The following is an 18,001-nucleotide window of genomic DNA, read 5'->3' on the forward strand; positions in this document are numbered from 1 at the left end:
CAGCCAGTCCATCGGTGCGGACCTGACCTACGCCTGGCCGACCAACGAGATCGCCGTCATGGGCGCGGAGGGCGCGGCGAACGTGATCTTCCGCCGTCAGATCGCCGAGGCCGACGACCCCGAGGCCATGCGCGCCAGCATGGTCAAGGAGTACAAGGCCGAACTGATGCACCCGTACTACGCGGCCGAACGCGGCCTGGTCGACGACGTCATCGACCCCGCCGAGACCCGCGAGGTGCTCATCAGCTCACTGGCGATGCTGCGGACCAAGCACGCCGACCTGCCGTCCCGCAAGCACGGCAACCCGCCCCAGTAACTCTCCCTGGAGACCACCTTGACCACATCCGCCGAGAGCATCGTGCGCGTCGAGCGGGGTCACGCCGACCCCGAGGAACTCGCCGCACTGACCGCGATCCTGCTCGCCCGCGCCGCCGCGGGGGAGCCCGAGCCGGCCACGCCGGCCCGGTCCACCGCGGGCTGGCGCCGCCTGGAGCGCAGCCGGGGCTTCCGCGCCCCGCACTCCTGGCAGGGCTGAGCCCGAACGCCACGAAGGCCCCGCACCGTCCGGTGCGGGGCCTTCGCGCTGCCGCTGTGTTCCGCTGTGTTCCGGGGCGGCCCGCCATCGGCGGGCCGCCCCGGAACACCGTCTAGCGCAACCGGGCCATCAGCGCGTGCTCGACGAGGGTGATGAGCGCGCTCTTCGCCTCCGCACGGTGCCGGGCGTCGGTGACGATGATCGGCGCCTCGGGGCCGATCTGCAGGGCCTCGCGGACCTCCTCGGGGGCGTACGGCTGGTGGCCGTCGAAGCCGTTGAGGGCGATCACGAACGGCAGGCCGCTGTTCTCGAAGTAGTCCACGGCGGGGAAGCAGTCCGCCAGCCGGCGGGTGTCGACCAGCACGATCGCGCCGATCGCGCCGCGCACCAGGTCGTCCCACATGAACCAGAACCGGTCCTGGCCGGGTGTGCCGAACAGGTAGAGGATCAGGTCCTCGTCCAGCGTGATACGGCCGAAGTCCATGGCCACCGTGGTGGTGGTCTTGTCCTTGACGTGGCTGAGGTCGTCGATCCCCGCCGAGGCGGCGGTCATCACGGCTTCCGTGCGCAGCGGATTGATCTCCGACACGGCACCGACGAACGTGGTCTTGCCCACGCCGAATCCGCCCGCCACCACGATCTTCGCGGAGGTGGTGGCGCGGGTCGGACCGCTAGAGCTTCCGAAGTCCACTGAGCACCCTTTCAAGCAATGTCACGTCTGGCTGGCCGCCGGCCGCCGCGTCGCCACCCGGCTGGTGGATGGCGACGAGACCCGCCTCGGCGAGGTCGGCCACGAGGATCCGCACCACACCGAGCGGGATGGTCAGCAGCGCGGAGATCTCCGCGATCGACTTGACCTCCCGGCACAGCAGGCAGATCCGCTGGTGCTCGGGCAGCTGCCCGCGCAGCCGATCGGGCTCGGCGGTGGTGCTGACCAGCGCTTCGATGGCCAGCTGGTAGCGCGGCCGGGTCCGGCCGCCGGTCATGGCGTACGGGCGCACCAGGCCCGAGGGGGTACGTGAGCGGCCGCCCGCACCGGAGCCGCCCTGCGCCCCCGCCTGCCCGCCGCGCGCGGTCTGCGGCGGCGGTGCCTGCGGTGGCGCGAACGGCTGGACGCGCGGCTGGCGGTACCCCGGCTCCGGACTGGGCGCCGAGGGGAAGTTGTACGGGTTCAGAGGCGGCTGATGCTGACCGCCGTACGGATCTCCGCCGGGGGACGTGCTCACGAGTCCTCCTCCTGGTTCGCTGCGGCGCCGGCCGGACCCGCTGAAGCGTCCGGGCCGGCGCCTTCGCCCGTGCGTTAGTTGAGCAGGCTGCCCTGCAGTTCGGCCCGCAGATCGGGCGTGAGTACGGAGCCCGCTCGGTCGACGAGCAGGGCCATTTCGTAGCCGACGAGGCCGATGTCGCACTCGGGGTGGGCGAGTACGGCCAGGGAGGAGCCGTCGGAGACGGACATGATGAAGAGGAAGCCGCGTTCCATCTCCACGACGGTCTGGTTGACGGTGCCGCCCTCGAAGATGCGGGATGCTCCGGACGTGAGGGAGGTCAGGCCGGAGGCGACGGCTGCGAGCTGGTCTGCGCGGTCGCGGGGGAATCCGTCGGACATCGCGAGCAGCAGGCCGTCGGCGGAGACCACCACCGTGTGGGACACCCCGGGGGTGTTGTCCACGAAGTTGGTGATCAACCAGTTCAGGTTCTGTGCCGCCTGGCTCATCGGACTCAACTAGCGCTCCTGGTTCTGGGGGCCGCCGAATCGGCTGTCGGTGGCCTGTCCGTTCGTGTCAGTTCCAGCAGTGCGCCCTTGCTGGACGCCACGTCGCAGATTACTCAACCTGCCGCGGACATCCTCCGGTGCGCGGGAGACCTGTGGGCCACCCTGCGGGGTCTGCGTCGCGGTGCCCGGGACCAGGTTGGCCTGGGGGACCCGCCGTGGCAGGCCGGAGGGGGTGACTCCGCCTGCCTTGGGCTCACGGGACTGCTCGGCCCGCTGCCAGTGCTCGTCGTTGGTGGACCGCCAGCCGTCGTCGCCCTGGGAGGGGTCCGCCGGCTGATCGGTGGGCTGGTGCTGAGGCTCCGGGGTCTCCTGAGCGGCCTGTGACTGTGGTGAGTTGGACGGCCGGCGGTCGCGGCGCGGCAGGCCGGCGTCCGTCAGCGAAGGCGAGACTACGCTCTCCTCCGGCTGCTCGGGGAGCGGCGGGGCGGATTCCGTTACCTGGGCTTCGGCTCCGGGCCAGTCGTCGTGGGCGGACCCGTAATCGGAGAACTCCGCCTGGTGAGGGGCCTGTTCGTAACCCTGCGGGTCGTAGCCGCCGTTCGAACCGTCGTTCCGATAGGACGGGGTCCCCTCGTACGGCTGCTCGAAGAAACCGTTCTGCTCCCGGCCGTCGACCGGGTAGCCCGGCGCGGCGTAGCCCTCCTGCGCCGCGTACGCACCCTGCTCGGCGTAGCCGTTCTGCTCCGGGTAGCCGTTCTGGCCGGCGTACCCGGGCTGCTGGTCGTAGCCCGCCTGCTGGTCGTACGCGGCCGGCTGCTCGTAGCCCTGCTGCTGCGGGAAGGACCCGTCGAACCCGGCCCCCCCGACACCGCCGGCACCGTACGCGTCGTCCGTCAGGCCGCCCTCGGCGCCCGGCTGCGGCTCGTCGCGGCGGTCCGCGGCGGCCGCCTCCAGCTGCGCCCGGCGCTCCTCGCGGAGCAGCGAGCGGCCCACCGGGTCCAGCGAACCGTCCTGGGAGGCGCCGCCCTGCTCGTAACGGGAGTCGTCGAAGCCCAGCTCGGCGGCGGAGCGGTGGTCGAGGCGGCCGAACTCCTGCTGGGCCGCCTGCTCGTGCTCCGGCACGATCCGCGAGACCGTGAAGTCCTGGTCGTCGCCCGTGTACTCCTCGCCGCCGCCGCCGTGCGTGATCGGCTCGGGCAGCATCACGAGCGAGGTGGTGCCGGCCTGCTCGCCGGACGGCCGCAACTGCACCCGGATGCCGTGCCGCTGGGACAGCCGGCCGACCACGAACAGACCCATCCGCTTGGCGATCTCGACGTCCACCGTCGGCGGGTTGGCGAGCTTGCGGTTGATGTCCGCGAAGTCCTCGGCGGTGAGGCCGATGCCGCGGTCGTGGATCTCGACCATGACCCGGCCGTCGGGCAGCCGCGTCGCGGTGACCCGCACCTTGGTCTGCGGCGAGGAGAACGTCGTGGCGTTCTCCAGCAGCTCGGCGAGCAGGTGCACCAGGTCGGTGACCGCGCTGCCGTGGATGTCGGTCTCCGGGATGCCGACCAGCTCGATGCGGGCGTACGCCTCCACCTCGGAGGCGGCCGCGCGCAGCACGTCCACCAGCGGCACCGGCTGGTTCCACTGGCGGCCGGGCTCCTCGCCGGCCAGGACCAGCAGGTTCTCGCCGTTGCGGCGCATACGCGTCGCGAGGTGGTCCATCTTGAAGAGGTTCTCCAGCTGGTCCGGGTCGCCCTCGTTGTTCTCGAGGTCGGTGATCAGCGTCAACTGCCGCTGGATCAGGCCCTGGTTGCGCTGGGAGAGGTTGGTGAAGATCGCGTTGACGTTGCCCCGCAGCAGGGCCTGCTCGGCCGCCAGCCGGACCGCCTCGCGGTGCACCTGGTCGAAGGCGCGGGCGACCTCGCCGATCTCGTCCTGCGTGTTGATCGGGATCGGCGCGACCTGGGTGTCGACCCGGCCCGGGTCGGTCCGCGACAGCTGGTCGACCAGGCTGGGCAGCCGGGTCTCGGCGATGTCGAAGGCCGCCGAGCGCAGCCGCCGCATGCTGCGGGTCATCGTGCGGGCCATCATGGCGGCCACGATGAAGGCGAGGATCAGCGCGATCACCACGATCGCGGAGTTGATCAGGGCGTCCTGCTTGGCGTGCGAGGCGATGCCGGCGGCGTCGGTGGCGGCCTCGTCGGCCAGCGCGACCTCGACCGAGCGGTAGGCGTCGAACGAGAGCGTGGAGGCCGCCATGTAGGACTCGGGCGTGATGCCCTCGGCCTTCAGCGCCTTGGTGGTCAGCAGCGGGTTGGCGATGTCGGCGACCATCTTGGTGAGGTCCGGCGGGACCACGAACGGCACGTGGGCGTCGGCGGCCTTCTGCTGCGCGTCGGTGATCCCGGTCTGGCCCTTCTTCTCCGCCAGGTCCTGCGCGGCCTTCAGCCGGGCCTGGTCGGCCGCCGTGCCGCCGCCCTCGTACTCCTCGACCGCGATGCCCTGCAGGTACTGGTACGAGCCCAGGGCCGTCTTCTGCAGCGCCAGCTCCTGCGGCGAGGCGGGCTTGCCGACCAGGATGTGCATGCCGATCGACCGGGTCAGCGACTCGGCGGCCTTGGACAGCGACCCGGCGTACAGCGTGCGGCCGTAGGCGGCGCCGTTGCTGGTGCCGAAGCCCAGCTCGTTGGCCAGCTCCATCAGCGGGTGCTGGATCCTGACGTACCACTCCTCGGTCTGCACGCCCGAGAGCTGCCGTGTGAAGGCGGCCTTGCGCAGCGAGGCGAGCTGCGGCTCGACCGTGCGGAAGTTGGTCATCCGGCGCTTGAGGTCGGCCTCGTCCGGGATGTGCAGGGCGGCCGCGTCGAAGGCCCGGGCGGCGGCGTCGGTGGCCGCGTAGGCCGCGCTGACCGACGCGTCGTTGCGCTTGCCGGCGAGCAGCGGAACCACCGAGACGTCCCGCTCGTCCTCGATCGCGTTGCTGTAGGTCGCCGCGGCCCGCACCAGGTTGGCGGTCCGCACGGCGTCGTCGGCCTGCTGCCAGGTGTCGACCGAGCTCTTCACCCGGAAACCGCCGAAGACGAGGGCGACGAGCACGGGGATGAGGAGGATCGCGTTGAGGCGGGTGGCCACCCGCCAGTTGCGCATGCTGAACCGGCCGCCCGGATCGGGCAGTGCGGGAGCCTCGGCGGCGGCCGGCGACGAAGGAGAGCTCCCCGGTCGCTCCGGCGGCGTGAAGTTCCCCCGCGGGCCCTGTGGGGTACCCGCTTCTACTCGCCTGGTGTTCCTCACTGGACCAACAACCTCTCGGCGACGGCGCAACGACGACGGCCGTTCCTACTCTCGGGTTCTGCGAATTCCAGCACGTCATCGGGGTACGCGCCAAACGTCCGGCAGGGAGAATCCGGCGGCGGAACGGCGGGGATAAAACCGGCATAAGCCCATGGCGGGGGCAATCCGCGTGACCGACGTCGACGTGGTGACACTGATCGAGTGCGGGCTGTGTTCACCGCGTGCCGAAACTCACCCGAAACGTTATGAAGACGGGGACCCGCGTGTCGCACGACACCGCGGGCCCCCGTTGTCCTGACGTTGCGCTGAGCCGGTCTCAGTTGTTCATCCGTCAACCAGCTTCTGTCACAGCCTACTTCAGCCGGGCCAGCAGCGCGTGCTCGACGAGGGTGATGAGCGCGCTCTTCGCCTCCGCCCGGTGCCGGGCGTCGGTGACGATGATCGGCGCCTCGGGGCCGATCTGCAGGGCCTCGCGCACCTCCTCCGGCCGGTACGGCTGGTGGCCGTCGAAGCCGTTGAGGGCGATCACGAACGGCAGGCCGCTGTTCTCGAAGTAGTCCACGGCCGGGAAGCAGTCCGCCAGCCGGCGGGTGTCCACCAGCACCACGGCGCCGATCGCGCCGCGCACCAGGTCGTCCCACATGAACCAGAACCGGTCCTGGCCGGGCGTGCCGAACAGGTAGAGGATCAGGTCGTCGTCGAGCGTGATGCGGCCGAAGTCCATGGCCACCGTGGTGGTGGTCTTGTCCTTGACGTGGCTGAGGTCGTCGATCCCCGCCGAGGCGGCGGTCATCACGGCCTCGGTCCGCAGCGGGTTGATCTCCGACACGGCACCGACGAACGTGGTCTTGCCCACACCGAAGCCGCCCGCGACCACGATCTTCGCCGAGGTCGTGGACCGCATCTGCGGCGCACCGTACGCCTGCTGCGGTTGCGGCCTAGAGCTTCCGAAGTCCACTGAGCACCCTCTCAAGCAGTGTCACGTCAGGCTGGCCGCCTGCCTCGCCGCTGCCTGGCTGGTGGATCGCCACCATGCCGGCCTCGGCCAGGTCGGCCACGAGGATCCGGGCCACGCCGAGCGGAATGGCCAGCAGGGCGGAGATCTCCGCCACCGACTTGATCTCTCGCGTCAGGTGGCAGATCCGCTGGTGTTCCGGGAGGAGTCCCGCGTACTGGGCCGGGTCCGCAGTCGTGCTGACCAGGGCCTCGATGGCGAGCTGGTAGCGGGGCCGGGTACGTCCACCGGTCATGGCGTAGGGCCGCACCAGCGGCTGGTCGCCTTCCACCCCGTACGGCGCGTGGTGGGACGCGCCGTACGGGCCCGGCGAGGCGGGTGGCGGGGTCATGAGGGTCCTCCGTGTCCGGGCAGTGCTATCGCTGGTGCGGAATTACGGGAACGTGCGGGTGACTCGGGCAGGTGCCGGGTCGGTCAGTGCATGAGGCTGCCCTGGAGCTCCGCGCGGAGGTCCGGGGTGAGTACGGCGCCTGCCCGGTCGACGAGCAGGGCCATTTCGTAGCCGACGAGGCCGATGTCGCACTCGGGGTGGGCGAGTACGGCGAGGCAGGAGCCGTCGGAGACGGACATGATGAAGAGGAAGCCGCGTTCCATCTCCACGACGGTCTGGTTGACGGTGCCGCCCTCGAAGATGCGGGATGCTCCGGACGTGAGGGAGGTCAGGCCGGAGGCGACGGCTGCGAGCTGGTCTGCGCGGTCGCGGGGGAATCCGTCGGACATCGCGAGCAGCAGGCCGTCGGCGGAGACCACCACCGTGTGGGACACCCCGGGGGTGTTGTCCACGAAGTTGGTGATCAACCAGTTCAGGTTCTGTGCCGCCTGGCTCATCGCACTCAACTAGCGCTCCTGGTGGTTCGTGCCGAAGCCACGGCCGTCGGTGCCGCCGCCGGCCTGCCGGCCTTGCTGGATACCCCTGCGGAGGTTGGTCAGACGTCCGCGCACGTCGTCGGGGGAACGCGAGATCTGCGGTCCGTCCGTCGCCGTCTGCTGTTGCTGCGCCCCGCCGGCCACCAGGTTCGCCCTGGGGACGCGGCGCGGCAGTCCGGACGGCGTGACCCCGCCGGCCGAGGGTTCCCTGATCTGCTCCGCCCGCTGGCGCAGTGCGTCGTTGGGTGAGCTGCGCCAGTTCGGCGTCTCCCGCGGCAGCGGCTGTGCCACCGGCGCGTTCGGCGCCTGCACGGACGGCTGCGGGCCCGTCGTACGGCCCGGGGTGCCGGGCGCGGGACGGTCGTTGTGCACCGGGCGCTGCGGAGGCGCGGTGCGGCCGACCGGGCGCGACGGCGGGGCCTGCTGGCCACGCGCGCCCGGAGCGCCCGGGGTTCCGGGCTCGACGTGGATCTGCTGCATCCGCTCGGCCTGGCCGGTGCGGAACCAGTCCGACTCGATCGAGGAGAAGATCGGCGTCGGCTCGTCCCCGCGGGTCGGGGCCGGCGGCAGCGCCATCGGCTCGGCGGCCGGCGGCAGTTGCTGCTCCTGGCGCGACGCGGGCGCGTGGCGCTGCGGCGCCGGCTGCTGCATCGGGGCCTGGGGCTGTACGGGGGCCTGCGGCTGGGGCGGCGCCGGGTACGCGCCGGTGCCCTGGCCGCCGAGGTCGGGCAGGCGGTGCGAGCCGGTGCCGTACTGGTCCTGGTTCCCGAGGTCGGGAAGCCGCTGGGTGCCGTTGGCGTACGGGTCCTGGGGGCTCTCCTGGCCGTTCGGGGTCCAGCCCGGGGTGCCCTGCGGGCCGCGGTGGCCGCGGTGCGGCAGACCACCGGGACGGCCGCCCTGCTGCGCCGGGAACTGCCCGGTCTCCTCGGCCCTGATCGCCGGGATCTGCGCGGTGTCGCCGGGACCGCCCTGACCGTACGGGCCGGGCTGGCCGTTGTGGCCGCCCTGCCCCGGGCCCTGCTGTACCGGGAACTGCCCGGTGCCGTACGGGTCCTGGGGGCCGTTGCCGTGCATGCCCTGGCCGCCCTGCGCCCAGCCGCCGCCCTGCGGGCCCTGCGGGCCCTGCGGTCCACGCGGGCCGCCGCCCTGCGGCGGGTACTGGCCGTGCTGGCCGGTCGGCGCGAAGTCGTCGTCACGGACCGGCGGGAACTGCGCGGTGTCGCCGGGACCGCCCTGCGGGCCCTGCGGGACCGGGTACTGGCCGGTGTCGCCCGGGCCGCCCTGGCCCTGGCGCGGCGACGGGCCCGGCCGGCCGCCGAAGACGTCGGAGCGGAAGCCGCCGGGGCCGGTGCTCTGCGGCTGCGGGGGCGGGAAGCCGCCGCCCTGCGGGCCGCCGGGACGGCCGCCCATGCCGTTCGCCGCGGGCTGTCCGGGGTGGCCGGGCTGTCCGGGCTGTCCAGGGTGGTTCGGCTGCTGGTGGCCGCCCTGCGGGCCCTGCTGGGCGCCGAACAGGTCGCCGGGGCCGCCGGGACGGCCGTGGGCCGGGAAGTCGGTGCGCTGGCCGTGGCCGGTCTCGTCGAAGGCGTCGAACGCCCCCGCGTCGACCTCCTCGTGGCCGCGCGGGGTGTCCTGGCCGCGGTCGTCGGGGAAGCCGCCCTGCGCGTTGTCCTGCGCCGCCCAGCGCGGTCCGCCGCCCTGCTGTCCGTTGCCGGGACCGGCCGGGGCACCGGGACCGCCGGCGCCCGCGCCGATGGCCGGACGCTGCGCGCCGCGGCCCACCTGCTCGCGCTGCGGAGCCTGGCCCACCCGCGGGGTGTTGCCGAAGGCACCGGCGAGGCCGGTGGCGGCCTGGCCCGCCGGAGCGGCGGCCGGACGGGCGCCCGGGGCGCCCTTCTGGTTGGCGCCGCCCTGCGTGACGTCGACCGGGAGCATGACCAGCGCGGTGGTGCCGCCGGAGTCCGACGGGCGGAGCTGGATGCGGATGCCGTGTCGCAGGGACAGGCGGCCGACCACGAACAGGCCCATGCGGCGGGAGACGGAGACGTCCACCGTCGGCGGGGCCGCCAGGCGCTCGTTGATGTCGGCCAGGTCCTCGGGGGACAGGCCGATGCCGGTGTCGTGGATCTCGATCAGCACGCGGCCGTCGGGCAGCGAGTGACCGGTGACCCGCACCTTCGTCTGCGGCGAGGAGAACGAGGTGGCGTTCTCCAGCAGCTCGGCGAGGAGGTGGACGAGGTCGTTGACGATGCGGCCGGTGACCTCGGCCGTGGGCACGGAGGTCAGCTCGATCCGCTCGTACTGCTCCACCTCGGACGCGGCGGCGCGGAGCACGTCGACCAGCGGGACCGGGCGGGTCCACCGGCGGCCCGGCTCCTCACCGGCGAGGACCAGCAGGTTCTCGCCGTTGCGGCGCATGCGGGTCGCGAGGTGGTCGAGCTTGAACAGCGAGGACAGCTGGTCCGGGTCGGCCTCGCGGGACTCCAGTTCGGAGATCAGCGACAGCTGGCGCTGGATGAGGCCCTGGCTGCGGCGCGAGAGGTTGGTGAACATCGCGTTGACGTTGCCTCGCAGCAGCGCCTGCTCGGAGGCCAGCCGGACCGCCTCGCTGTGGACCTCGTCGAACGCGCGGGCCACCTGGCCGATCTCGTCGCGGCTGTTGATGCCGATCGACTCGACCGAGGTGTCGACGTCCTGCGGGTCGGACTCGGACAGCTGCTTGACCAGCTCGGGCAGCCGCTTCTGGGCGACGTCCTGGGCGGTCTGCTGCAGCCGGCGCAGCGAGCGCACCATCGAGCGGGCGACGACGAAGGCGCCGACGACGGCCACGCCGAGGACGAGCAGGATGATCGCGCCGGAGATCAGCGCGGACTGCTTGGCCTCGTTCTGCAGCTGGAGCGCCTTCTGCTGCATCTCGTTCAGCAGCGAGCGCTCGATCTGGTTCATGGCCTGGATCTTGGTCTTGGCCGCGTCGTCCCAGTCCGGGTACGACATCCGGACCTTCTCGATACCGGCCTGCGAGCGGAAGATCCGGTCCAGCACCGCGTTGTGCTCGGTGATGGTGTCGTTGCCGCCGTAGATCGGGGCGAGCAGCTCCTGGCTCTGCTGGTCGCCGTAGATCCCCTGGAAGCGGTCGAGCTCGGTGTTCTCGTCCGAGTGCGACCAGTAGACGGTCTGGTAGTCGTTCGAGCTGAGCGTGCCGCCCGTGGCGAACGCGGCGCTGATGACCGCGCGCTGGATCGACTCGTACTCCTTGGCCGACGAGAACGCGGCCAGGGCGCGGGTCGCCTGGATCATCTCGTGGTTGTTGGTCGCCTGCGCCATGTCCTGCGACAGCGACAGCAGCGAGGTGATCAGGCCGTCGTACTGGGAGACGGTCTGGGCGATGCCCGACTTCTCGGTGTACGCCTGGGTGCGGATCTGCTTGAGGTCGCTGAGCTGCGTGCCGATCGACACCAGGTTGGCCCGGACACCGCGGTAGACGGAGTCGGTGGCCTGGACGTCGTCGGTCGCGTTCTTGTAGAGCGACAGCTCCCGGTCGGTCGTCTCACGGGAGGCGGCGATCGCGTCGTTGTTGGTCTGGCCCGACGCCAGCGGGCCGGCCGAGCTGTCCCGCTCCTCCTGGAGCGCGGCGGCCAGGTCGGTCGCGTGCTCGGTGATGTCGGTCAGCGTCTTCATGCGCTCGAGCTGGTTGATGTTGTCCAGCGAGCTCTTGATGCTCAGACCGCCGAGCGCGCCGGCGGTGACCACCGGCAGGGCGAGCAGGGAGACGAGTCTGGTGCTGATGCGCCAGTTGCGCATGGCTATTCGGGGGCCGGGCTTCCCGTCCAGGCCGGTGATCCGGCCCGCCGCCTCCATGCCGCTGGGCGTGCTCGTACGTCCGGGGGCCGCAGCGGTCCCCGGCGTGGCGGTTCCGGAGTCGGCCGCAGCTTGCGTGGAACCGCTCGCGGTCCCACCGGGCTGCTGCTCCGGGTCACCCGCAGCGCCGCTGTCCCTCTTGAAACGTCCCTGCACTAGCGTCGCAACCTCTGGACCAGGCGTCCCCCGCAGTCACGCGGAAGGGACGGTGTCGAGTCATGGGGGCCGTCAGGCCGCCCCGGGTCACGAGATGGCCTGCTCGCCCTTCACCGCCGCTCGTTACCCCTACGCGCCCCCTGCGCGCCGGCTCGTCGTGATGCGGCGGTCCGGGGAATTCCAGCACAGTGCTGGATCTCCCAACAAGGCCCGTAGCCGACCTGTTGGAATGCGTCACTCGACGCATCGGGCCATGCACGCTGTGTCGATCATCGATTCGGTGATACCGGCTGATTCCGGACACCGCCCCTGGTGCTGGGCTGGGCCTTCCCGGTGCGCGGCTCCTGCCGGACGTGGGGGCAACCTCCCGTGGTGCCCGGAATCCCCGGTTTGCCCCTGGCGGGAATTTGCCGGAAATGGCCGATCCGTGACTCACTTCGTGAGCAAAATCACAACCCGTCAGGCGACTGGCCCCGTTCGCGCGGGGGAATGCGCGGCCTAGCCTGGTGCTTTACAGAAACGGCGGTCTGTCAACCGGTCCGCCGCCCGGTCCGCCCGGTCCTTCCGGTCCGGCGGACCTGCCGCACCCAGTCTGCCCACCCGCAGCCTGTCCACCGCACGCGCCGCGCACGGCGCCCGACACCCGAGGTCCCGACGGCCAGATGAAGACCACGATGATGTTCCGCCAGATCGCCAACCCCCGGCGCACCACCCTCGCGCACCTCAAGGACGTGAGCGAGCTGGGCACGGTCACGGAGCGGGCGGAGATCACGGCCGGCCTCGGTGACGTTGCGGGCGAGCTGCCGGCCAGCACCGCCAACCCCCGCCGTACCGTACTCACCGAGCTGCCCAAGGCTCCTGTGGCCCCCTGAACCCACCTGTGACCTGCGGCGATGCGCGGGTCGGCGGTGCTGCGGCAGCCAGCTAGGCTGAACCCATGCGCATCGCCAGGTTCTCCATCGACGGCAACGTCGCCTTCGGGGCGGTGGAGGGCGAGCCCTCCACGCCCGGCAGTACCGAGGGGCTCGTCGTCGACGTCATCAAGGGCGTGCCCTTCGCGGACTTCGAACTGTCCGGTACGAAGGTGCCGCTGGACAAGGTGCGGCTGCTGCCGCCGGTCCTGCCCAGCAAGGTCGTCGCCATCGGCCGCAACTACGCGGCCCACGCGGCGGAACTCGGCCACGAGGTGCCGACCGCGCCCTGGGCCTTCTTCAAGCCCTCGACCTCGGTGATCGGCCCGGGCGACCCGATCGTCTACCCGCCGTTCTCCCAGGAGGTCCACCACGAGGCCGAACTGGCCGTGGTCATCGGCCGGTTGTGCCGCGAGGTGCCGCGCGAGCGGGTCAAGGACGTGATCCTGGGCTTCACCTGCGCCAACGACGTCACCGCGCGCGACACCCAGCAGACCGAGAAGCAGTGGGCCAGGGCCAAGGGCTTCGACTCCTCCTGCCCGCTGGGCCCCTGGATCGAGACCGGTCTGGACCTGGCCGCCGCGTCCGACCTCGCCGTCACCGCGACCGTCAACGGCGAGCTGCGGCAGGCCGGCCGCACCAACCAGATGATCAACTCCATCGAGGACCTGATCGTCAACATCACCGAGGCCATGACGCTGCTGCCCGGTGACGTGCTGCTCACCGGCACCCCGGCCGGCGTCGGCCCGCTCCACCCCGGTGACGAGGTCGCCGTCACCATCGAAGGCATCGGCACTCTCACCAACAAGGTGATCTCGCGTGGCTAGCGCTCCCCTGAACCCCGGCACCTCCGGCGTCCGCGTCCGGTTCTGCCCCTCGCCGACCGGCAACCCCCACGTGGGCCTGGTCCGCACCGCCCTCTTCAACTGGGCCTTCGCCCGGCACCACCAGGGCACCCTGGTGTTCCGCATCGAGGACACCGACGCGGCCCGCGACTCCGAGGAGTCCTACCTCCAGCTGCTGGACTCGCTGCGCTGGCTCGGCCTGGACTGGGACGAGGGCCCCGAGGTCGGCGGCCCGCACGCGCCCTACCGCCAGTCCGAGCGGATGGACATCTACGCCGACGTGGCCCGCCGCCTGAAGGAGGCCGGCCACGCCTACGACTGCTACTGCACCAACGAGGAGCTGGAGGAGCGCCGGGCCGAGGCCCGCGCGGCCGGCCGCCCCTCGGGCTACGACGGCCGGTGCCGCGCGCTGACCGCCGAGCAGGTGGCCGCCTACCAGGCCGAGGGCCGCCCCTCGATCGTGCGCTTCCGGATGCCCGACCGGACCATCACCTTCACCGACCTGGTCCGCGGCGAGCTGACCTTCACCCCGGAGAACGTGCCGGACTTCGGCATCGTCCGGGCCAGCGGCGCGCCGCTGTACACGCTCGTCAACCCGGTCGACGACGCGCTGATGGGCATCACCCACGTGCTGCGCGGCGAGGACCTGCTGTCCTCCACCCCGCGGCAGATCGCCCTCTACGAGGCGCTGACGGAACTCGGTGTGGCCCAGGCCGTCCCGGAGTTCGGGCACCTGCCGTACGTGATGGGCGAGGGCAACAAGAAGCTGTCCAAGCGCGACCCGGAGTCCTCGCTCAACCTGTACCGCGAGCGCGGCTTCCTGCCCGAGGGCCTGCTCAACTACCTCTCGCTGCTGGGCTGGTCGTACTCGGCCGACCAGGACGTGTTCACCGTCGCGGAGATGGTCGAGCGGTTCGACATCGACGGCGTCAACGCCAACCCGGCCCGCTTCGACCTGAAGAAGGCCGAGGCGATCAACGCCGACCACATCCGGCGGCTGGACCCCAAGGCGTTCGCCGACGCCTGCGAGCCGTGGCTGCGCGCGCCCTACGCGCCGTGGGCGCCCGAGGCGTTCGACGAGGCCGCCTGGCAGGCCATCGCCCCGTACGCGCAGACCCGGCTCACCGTCCTCTCCGACATCACCGACAACGTCGACTTCCTGTTCCTGGCCGAGCCGGTGCACGACGAGGCCTCGTGGGCCAAGGCGATGAAGGAGGGCTCCGCGGACCTGCTGCGCACCGCGCGCGCCCGCCTGGAGGCGGCCGACTGGACGGCGCCCGAGGCGCTCAAGGACGCGGTGCTGGCCGCCGGCGAGGCCCACGGCCTCAAGCTCGGCAAGGCGCAGGCGCCGGTCCGCGTCGCCGTCACCGGACGCACCGTCGGCCTGCCGCTGTTCGAGTCCCTCCAGGTCCTCGGCCGCGACCGCGTCCTGGCCCGGATCGACGCGGCCCTGGCCCGCCTGGCGGATTAGAGCCTGCCCGAACGTGTCCCGCAGGGCCTAGCCTGGGCCGCATGGCGATCCGGGCGGTGCTCTGGGACATCGACGACACGCTGTTCGACTACGGAACTGCCGACCGCATCGGCATGCGGAACCATCTGGACCACGAGGGCCTGCCCGACGGCTGCACCAGCGTCGAGCAGGCTCTCGGGCTGTGGGAGGAGCTGACCGAGCGGCACTGGGCCCGCTTCGCGGCGGGCGCGTGCGACTTCCAGGGCCAGCGCAGGGACCGCGTCAGGGACTTCCTGCGCGCCGCGCTGAGCGACGAGGAGGCCGACGCCTGGTTCGGGCGCCACGTGGTCCACTACGAGGCCGCCTGGTCCCTGTTCCCGGACGCCGTGCCGGCGCTGGACGCGCTGGCGGGGGAGTACCGGCACGCGGTGCTCTCCAACTCCGCGTTCGTCCACCAGGACCGCAAGCTGCGGACGCTGGGCGTGCGCGACCGGTTCGAGGTGCTGCTGTGCGCGGCGGAACTCGGTGTCTCCAAGCCCGAGGCGGCCGCCTTCCACGCCGCCTGCGCGTCCCTGGGACTGCCGCCGGAGGAGGTCGCCTACGTCGGCAACGAGCCGGACATCGACGCCCGCGGGGCCGCGGACGCGGGGCTGTTCGGCATCTGGCTGGACCGCCGCGGCAGCGGCGGGCGGCCCGACCTGACGCGCATCGCGGAGCTGTCGGAACTGCCCGCGGTCCTGCGTGGGGATACTCGTTTTGGAGCGGTGCCCCGCGTCGGGTAATGTTCTTCCTGCGCCGCCGGAGAGGGCAAAGCCCGGGCCGGAGCGCACACCGAACAAAGCCCCCCACGGGGGGTTGAGTTTTGGTGGGGTATGGTGTAATTGGCAGCACGACTGATTCTGGTTCAGTTAGTCTAGGTTCGAGTCCTGGTACCCCAGCAGCACTTCTCAGTGCACGCCCCCGTTGTGTAGCGGCCTAGCACGCTGCCCTCTCAAGGCAGTAGCGCCGGTTCGAATCCGGTCGGGGGTACTGATCCTTTCATTCCGTCCCCGTCGGGTCGCACCCGGCCTGGACGACGCGAGGATCGCCAAGGGCCCCCGTTGTGTAGCGGCCTAGCACGCCGCCCTCTCAAGGCGGTAGCGCCGGTTCGAATCCGGTCGGGGGTACAGAAGCCGAAGCCCGTCGCTCATCGAGCGGCGGGCTTTGCCGTCCTCACTCCAGACCGAACCGGCGGGCGGACTCCTCCTCCTGGGCGAGTCGCCGCAGACTCAGCAGGACCGGTTCGAAGAGCACCGCGCCGGCGACCGCGGCCTCGACCTTCTCGCCCGGTGTCGGCCACTCCTCCAGCCGGTCCAGATCGAGCACGGCGAGGCGGCCGAGCTCCTGCGCGTAGGGCAGCAGGGTGTCCGCGTCCACCGGATAGCCCAGGTGCTTCAGCCGGACCATGGTGGCCGTCAGGACCCGGTGGTTGGGGGAGAGGGTGCCCAGCTCGCGGGCGGTGCTCCAGCCGAGGCGCTCCAGCAGCCGGTCCACCTCGGCGCGGACCACGGCCGTCTCCGGGTCGCTCTCGTCGGGCTCGGGCTCGTGCGGCATCTCCCACAGGGCGGCGCCCAGCCGGATGGTCTGGCCGAGCGACTCGTCGTCGACGTGGGCGAGCACCTGGCGGGCGGTGGCGACCGGGACCCGGCCGATCTGGATCAGGGCCCTGATCAGCCGCAGGCGGCGCAGGTGCGCGTCGTCGTAGTCGGCCTGCGTGGCGCTCACGCGGTGTCCCGGCGCGAGCAGGCCCTCGCGCAGGTAGTACTTGATCGTGGCCGTGGAGACCCCGCTGCGCTCGCTCAGTTCTGCCAGCCGCATACCGCTTGCACCACCCTTTGGAGAGTGGCACTATCCAAGCACGACGCAATGGATAGCGACGCTATCCAAGATGGGGGGAACCGTGAGGGGTACCAAGCCCGCGCGCGAGCGCACGACCGCCGGCGCCGAAGGTGACGTGGTGGTCTTCCTGATCGGGATGCGGGTCAACCGCCTGACGGCACCGCACCGGTGGCTGCCGGTCTTCACCGCGATGCCGCGGATGCTGCGCGAACTGTCCCGTGACAAGGGCTCGGGACTGCTGGCCCACGTGCTGCTCACCGGCTCGCCGCGCACCTACTACGTCGTGCAGTACTGGGAGTCCGAGGAGAAGCTCTACGCCTACGCGTCCGACAGCGGCAAGCTGCACCGCCCGGCCTGGGCGGCGTTCAACCGGCATGCGAGGAAGGGCGGTTCGGCTGTCGGGATCTGGCACGAGACCTATGTCGTGCCCGCCGGGTCCTACGAGTCGATCTACTTCGGCATGCCGCCGTTCGGACTCGCCGAGGCGCACGGCGCGGTGCCGCTCGGGGCGCACGGGGACACCGGGCGCGAGCGGTTCGCCCGCGGAGTGCCGCGGCCGGCGCGCGACGCGGCGGAAGGGGCCCCGGCGGCGGGGGAGAAGGAGCAGGCTCCTGCGGAAGGGCCGTCGCGGAGCGCGGAGTAGCGCCGCACGCGGGCGGCGCCCGCCCGACCGGACAGGGGCCGGCCCGGAGCGCACCGGGCCGGCCGCGGCCTCAGCCGTTGCGGCGCAGCGCCTCGCTCAGCCGGCCGGCCGCGTCGATCACGGCCTGCGCGTGCATCCGGCCCGGGTGCCGGGTCAGCCGCTCGATCGGTCCGGATACCGAGACGGCCGCCACCACGCGGTTGGACGGGCCGCGGACCGGCGCCGACACCGAGGCCACGCCCGGCTCGCGCTCGCCGATCGACTGGGACCAGCCGCGGCGCCGCACGCCGGACAGCGCGGTCGCGGTGAACCGCGCCCCCTGCAGCCCGCGGTGCAGCCGCTCCGGCTCCTCCCAGGCCATCAGCACCTGGGCGGCCGAGCCGGCCTTCATCGGCAGCGTGGACCCCACCGGCACGGTGTCCCGCAGTCCGGACAGCCGCTCCGCGGCGGCCACGCAGATGCGCATGTCGCCCTGGCGCCGGTAGAGCTGCGCGCTCTCCCCGGTGATGTCCCGCAGGTGGGTCAGCACCGGTCCCGCGGTGGCCAGCAGCCGGTCCTCGCCGGCCGCCGCGGCCAGCTCCGCCAGGCGCGGGCCCAGGATGAAGCGCCCCTGCATGTCGCGGGCGACCATGCGATGGTGTTCGAGGGCCACCGCCAGGCGGTGTGCAGTGGGGCGGGCGAGACCCGTGGCGCCCACGAGCCCGGCCAGGGTGGCCGGGCCGGACTCCAGCGCGCTGAGCACCAGAGCCGCCTTGTCGAGAACGCCGACGCCGCTAGTGTTGTCCATGCAACGATACTCGCGTCTCAGAGTATGAAACGCAAGTTCAATTTTCCCGAGAACGCGTCAGGCTGG

17 protein-coding genes and 3 tRNA genes are annotated in these 18,001 nt (G+C 72.0%); 10 read left to right on the forward strand and 10 right to left on the reverse strand.

The window, feature by feature from the left end:
• On the forward strand, positions 1-316 hold a 316-nt coding region (locus BMW99_RS16170; protein ID WP_322900203.1), incomplete at its 5' end, for a carboxyl transferase domain-containing protein.
• Positions 317-334: 18 nt separating this feature from the next.
• Positions 335-535: an acyl-CoA carboxylase epsilon subunit gene (locus BMW99_RS16175; protein ID WP_069464926.1), complete on the forward strand. Its 201-nt coding sequence runs from the start codon at positions 335-337 to the stop codon at positions 533-535.
• 112 nt (positions 536-647) lie between these two features.
• Here BMW99_RS16175 and BMW99_RS16180 read toward each other — a convergent pair whose 3' ends face one another.
• The 8 genes from BMW99_RS16180 to BMW99_RS16215 form a co-directional block, all read right to left on the reverse strand.
• Positions 648-1,226, reverse strand: a complete 579-nt coding sequence (locus tag BMW99_RS16180; protein WP_069464927.1) for a GTP-binding protein — start codon at positions 1,224-1,226, stop codon at positions 648-650.
• A complete protein-coding gene (locus BMW99_RS16185) occupies positions 1,207-1,761 on the reverse strand; it encodes a DUF742 domain-containing protein (protein ID WP_069464928.1) in 555 nt (184 codons plus the stop codon). The genes BMW99_RS16180 and BMW99_RS16185 overlap by 20 nt, the downstream gene beginning before the upstream one ends.
• Before the next feature lie 74 nt (positions 1,762-1,835).
• Positions 1,836-2,249 (reverse strand): roadblock/LC7 domain-containing protein, encoded by a 414-nt coding sequence (locus BMW99_RS16190; RefSeq protein WP_308012268.1) that lies wholly within the window; start codon positions 2,247-2,249, stop codon positions 1,836-1,838.
• A 9-nt stretch (positions 2,250-2,258) separates the two neighbouring features.
• Positions 2,259-5,384 (reverse strand): sensor histidine kinase, encoded by a 3,126-nt coding sequence (locus tag BMW99_RS16195; RefSeq protein WP_245791489.1) that lies wholly within the window; start codon positions 5,382-5,384, stop codon positions 2,259-2,261.
• A gap of 496 nt (positions 5,385-5,880) precedes the next feature.
• Positions 5,881-6,432, reverse strand: a complete 552-nt coding sequence (locus BMW99_RS16200) for a GTP-binding protein (RefSeq protein ID WP_069464931.1) — start codon at positions 6,430-6,432, stop codon at positions 5,881-5,883.
• A 34-nt stretch (positions 6,433-6,466) separates the two neighbouring features.
• On the reverse strand, positions 6,467-6,874 hold the full coding sequence (locus BMW99_RS16205) for a DUF742 domain-containing protein (protein ID WP_037913670.1): 408 nt from the start codon (positions 6,872-6,874) through the stop codon (positions 6,467-6,469).
• Positions 6,875-6,957: 83 nt separating this feature from the next.
• Positions 6,958-7,371, reverse strand: a complete 414-nt coding sequence (locus BMW99_RS16210; protein ID WP_075017028.1) for a roadblock/LC7 domain-containing protein — start codon at positions 7,369-7,371, stop codon at positions 6,958-6,960.
• Positions 7,372-7,380: 9 nt separating this feature from the next.
• Complete coding sequence (locus BMW99_RS16215) at positions 7,381-11,265, reverse strand: sensor histidine kinase (RefSeq protein WP_245791490.1); 3,885 nt, start codon at positions 11,263-11,265, stop codon at positions 7,381-7,383.
• Between the two features lie 818 nt (positions 11,266-12,083).
• Between BMW99_RS16215 and BMW99_RS16220 the strand changes: the two genes are divergently transcribed.
• From BMW99_RS16220 to BMW99_RS16250, 7 genes are all read left to right on the forward strand, one after another.
• On the forward strand, positions 12,084-12,293 hold the full coding sequence (locus tag BMW99_RS16220; RefSeq protein WP_069464217.1) for a hypothetical protein: 210 nt from the start codon (positions 12,084-12,086) through the stop codon (positions 12,291-12,293).
• Positions 12,294-12,358: 65 nt separating this feature from the next.
• On the forward strand, positions 12,359-13,159 hold the full coding sequence (locus BMW99_RS16225) for a fumarylacetoacetate hydrolase family protein (protein WP_069464216.1): 801 nt from the start codon (positions 12,359-12,361) through the stop codon (positions 13,157-13,159).
• Entirely contained in the window at positions 13,152-14,648 is a 1,497-nt protein-coding gene (gltX, locus tag BMW99_RS16230) for a glutamate--tRNA ligase (RefSeq protein WP_069464215.1), read from the forward strand. The genes BMW99_RS16225 and gltX overlap by 8 nt, the downstream gene beginning before the upstream one ends.
• Positions 14,649-14,689: 41 nt before the next feature.
• Positions 14,690-15,409, forward strand: coding sequence for an HAD family hydrolase (locus BMW99_RS16235; RefSeq protein WP_069464214.1), 720 nt, complete (start codon positions 14,690-14,692; stop codon positions 15,407-15,409).
• Between the two features lie 84 nt (positions 15,410-15,493).
• A tRNA-Gln gene (locus tag BMW99_RS16240) sits at positions 15,494-15,565 on the forward strand.
• A gap of 18 nt (positions 15,566-15,583) precedes the next feature.
• Positions 15,584-15,656: transfer RNA gene (locus BMW99_RS16245), tRNA-Glu, on the forward strand.
• A gap of 64 nt (positions 15,657-15,720) precedes the next feature.
• Positions 15,721-15,793, forward strand: a tRNA-Glu gene (locus tag BMW99_RS16250).
• Positions 15,794-15,839: 46 nt separating this feature from the next.
• Here the strand turns inward: BMW99_RS16250 and BMW99_RS16255 are convergent.
• Positions 15,840-16,484, reverse strand: a complete 645-nt coding sequence (locus tag BMW99_RS16255) for a MerR family transcriptional regulator (RefSeq protein WP_069464213.1) — start codon at positions 16,482-16,484, stop codon at positions 15,840-15,842.
• 70 nt (positions 16,485-16,554) lie between these two features.
• On the opposite strand from BMW99_RS16255, the gene BMW99_RS16260 reads away from it, so the two are divergent.
• Positions 16,555-17,148: a DUF4188 domain-containing protein gene (locus BMW99_RS16260; protein ID WP_079138525.1), complete on the forward strand. Its 594-nt coding sequence runs from the start codon at positions 16,555-16,557 to the stop codon at positions 17,146-17,148.
• Between the two features lie 70 nt (positions 17,149-17,218).
• Here the strand turns inward: BMW99_RS16260 and ndgR are convergent, their stop codons facing one another.
• Positions 17,219-17,935 (reverse strand): IclR family transcriptional regulator NdgR, encoded by a 717-nt coding sequence (gene ndgR, locus BMW99_RS16265; RefSeq protein ID WP_069464211.1) that lies wholly within the window; start codon positions 17,933-17,935, stop codon positions 17,219-17,221.
• Between the last annotated feature and the right edge of the window lie 66 nt (positions 17,936-18,001).

Origin of the sequence: Actinacidiphila rubida (genome assembly GCF_900110255.1) — a bacterium.
GTDB classification, from domain to species: Bacteria; Actinomycetota; Actinomycetes; order Streptomycetales; family Streptomycetaceae; genus Actinacidiphila; species Actinacidiphila rubida.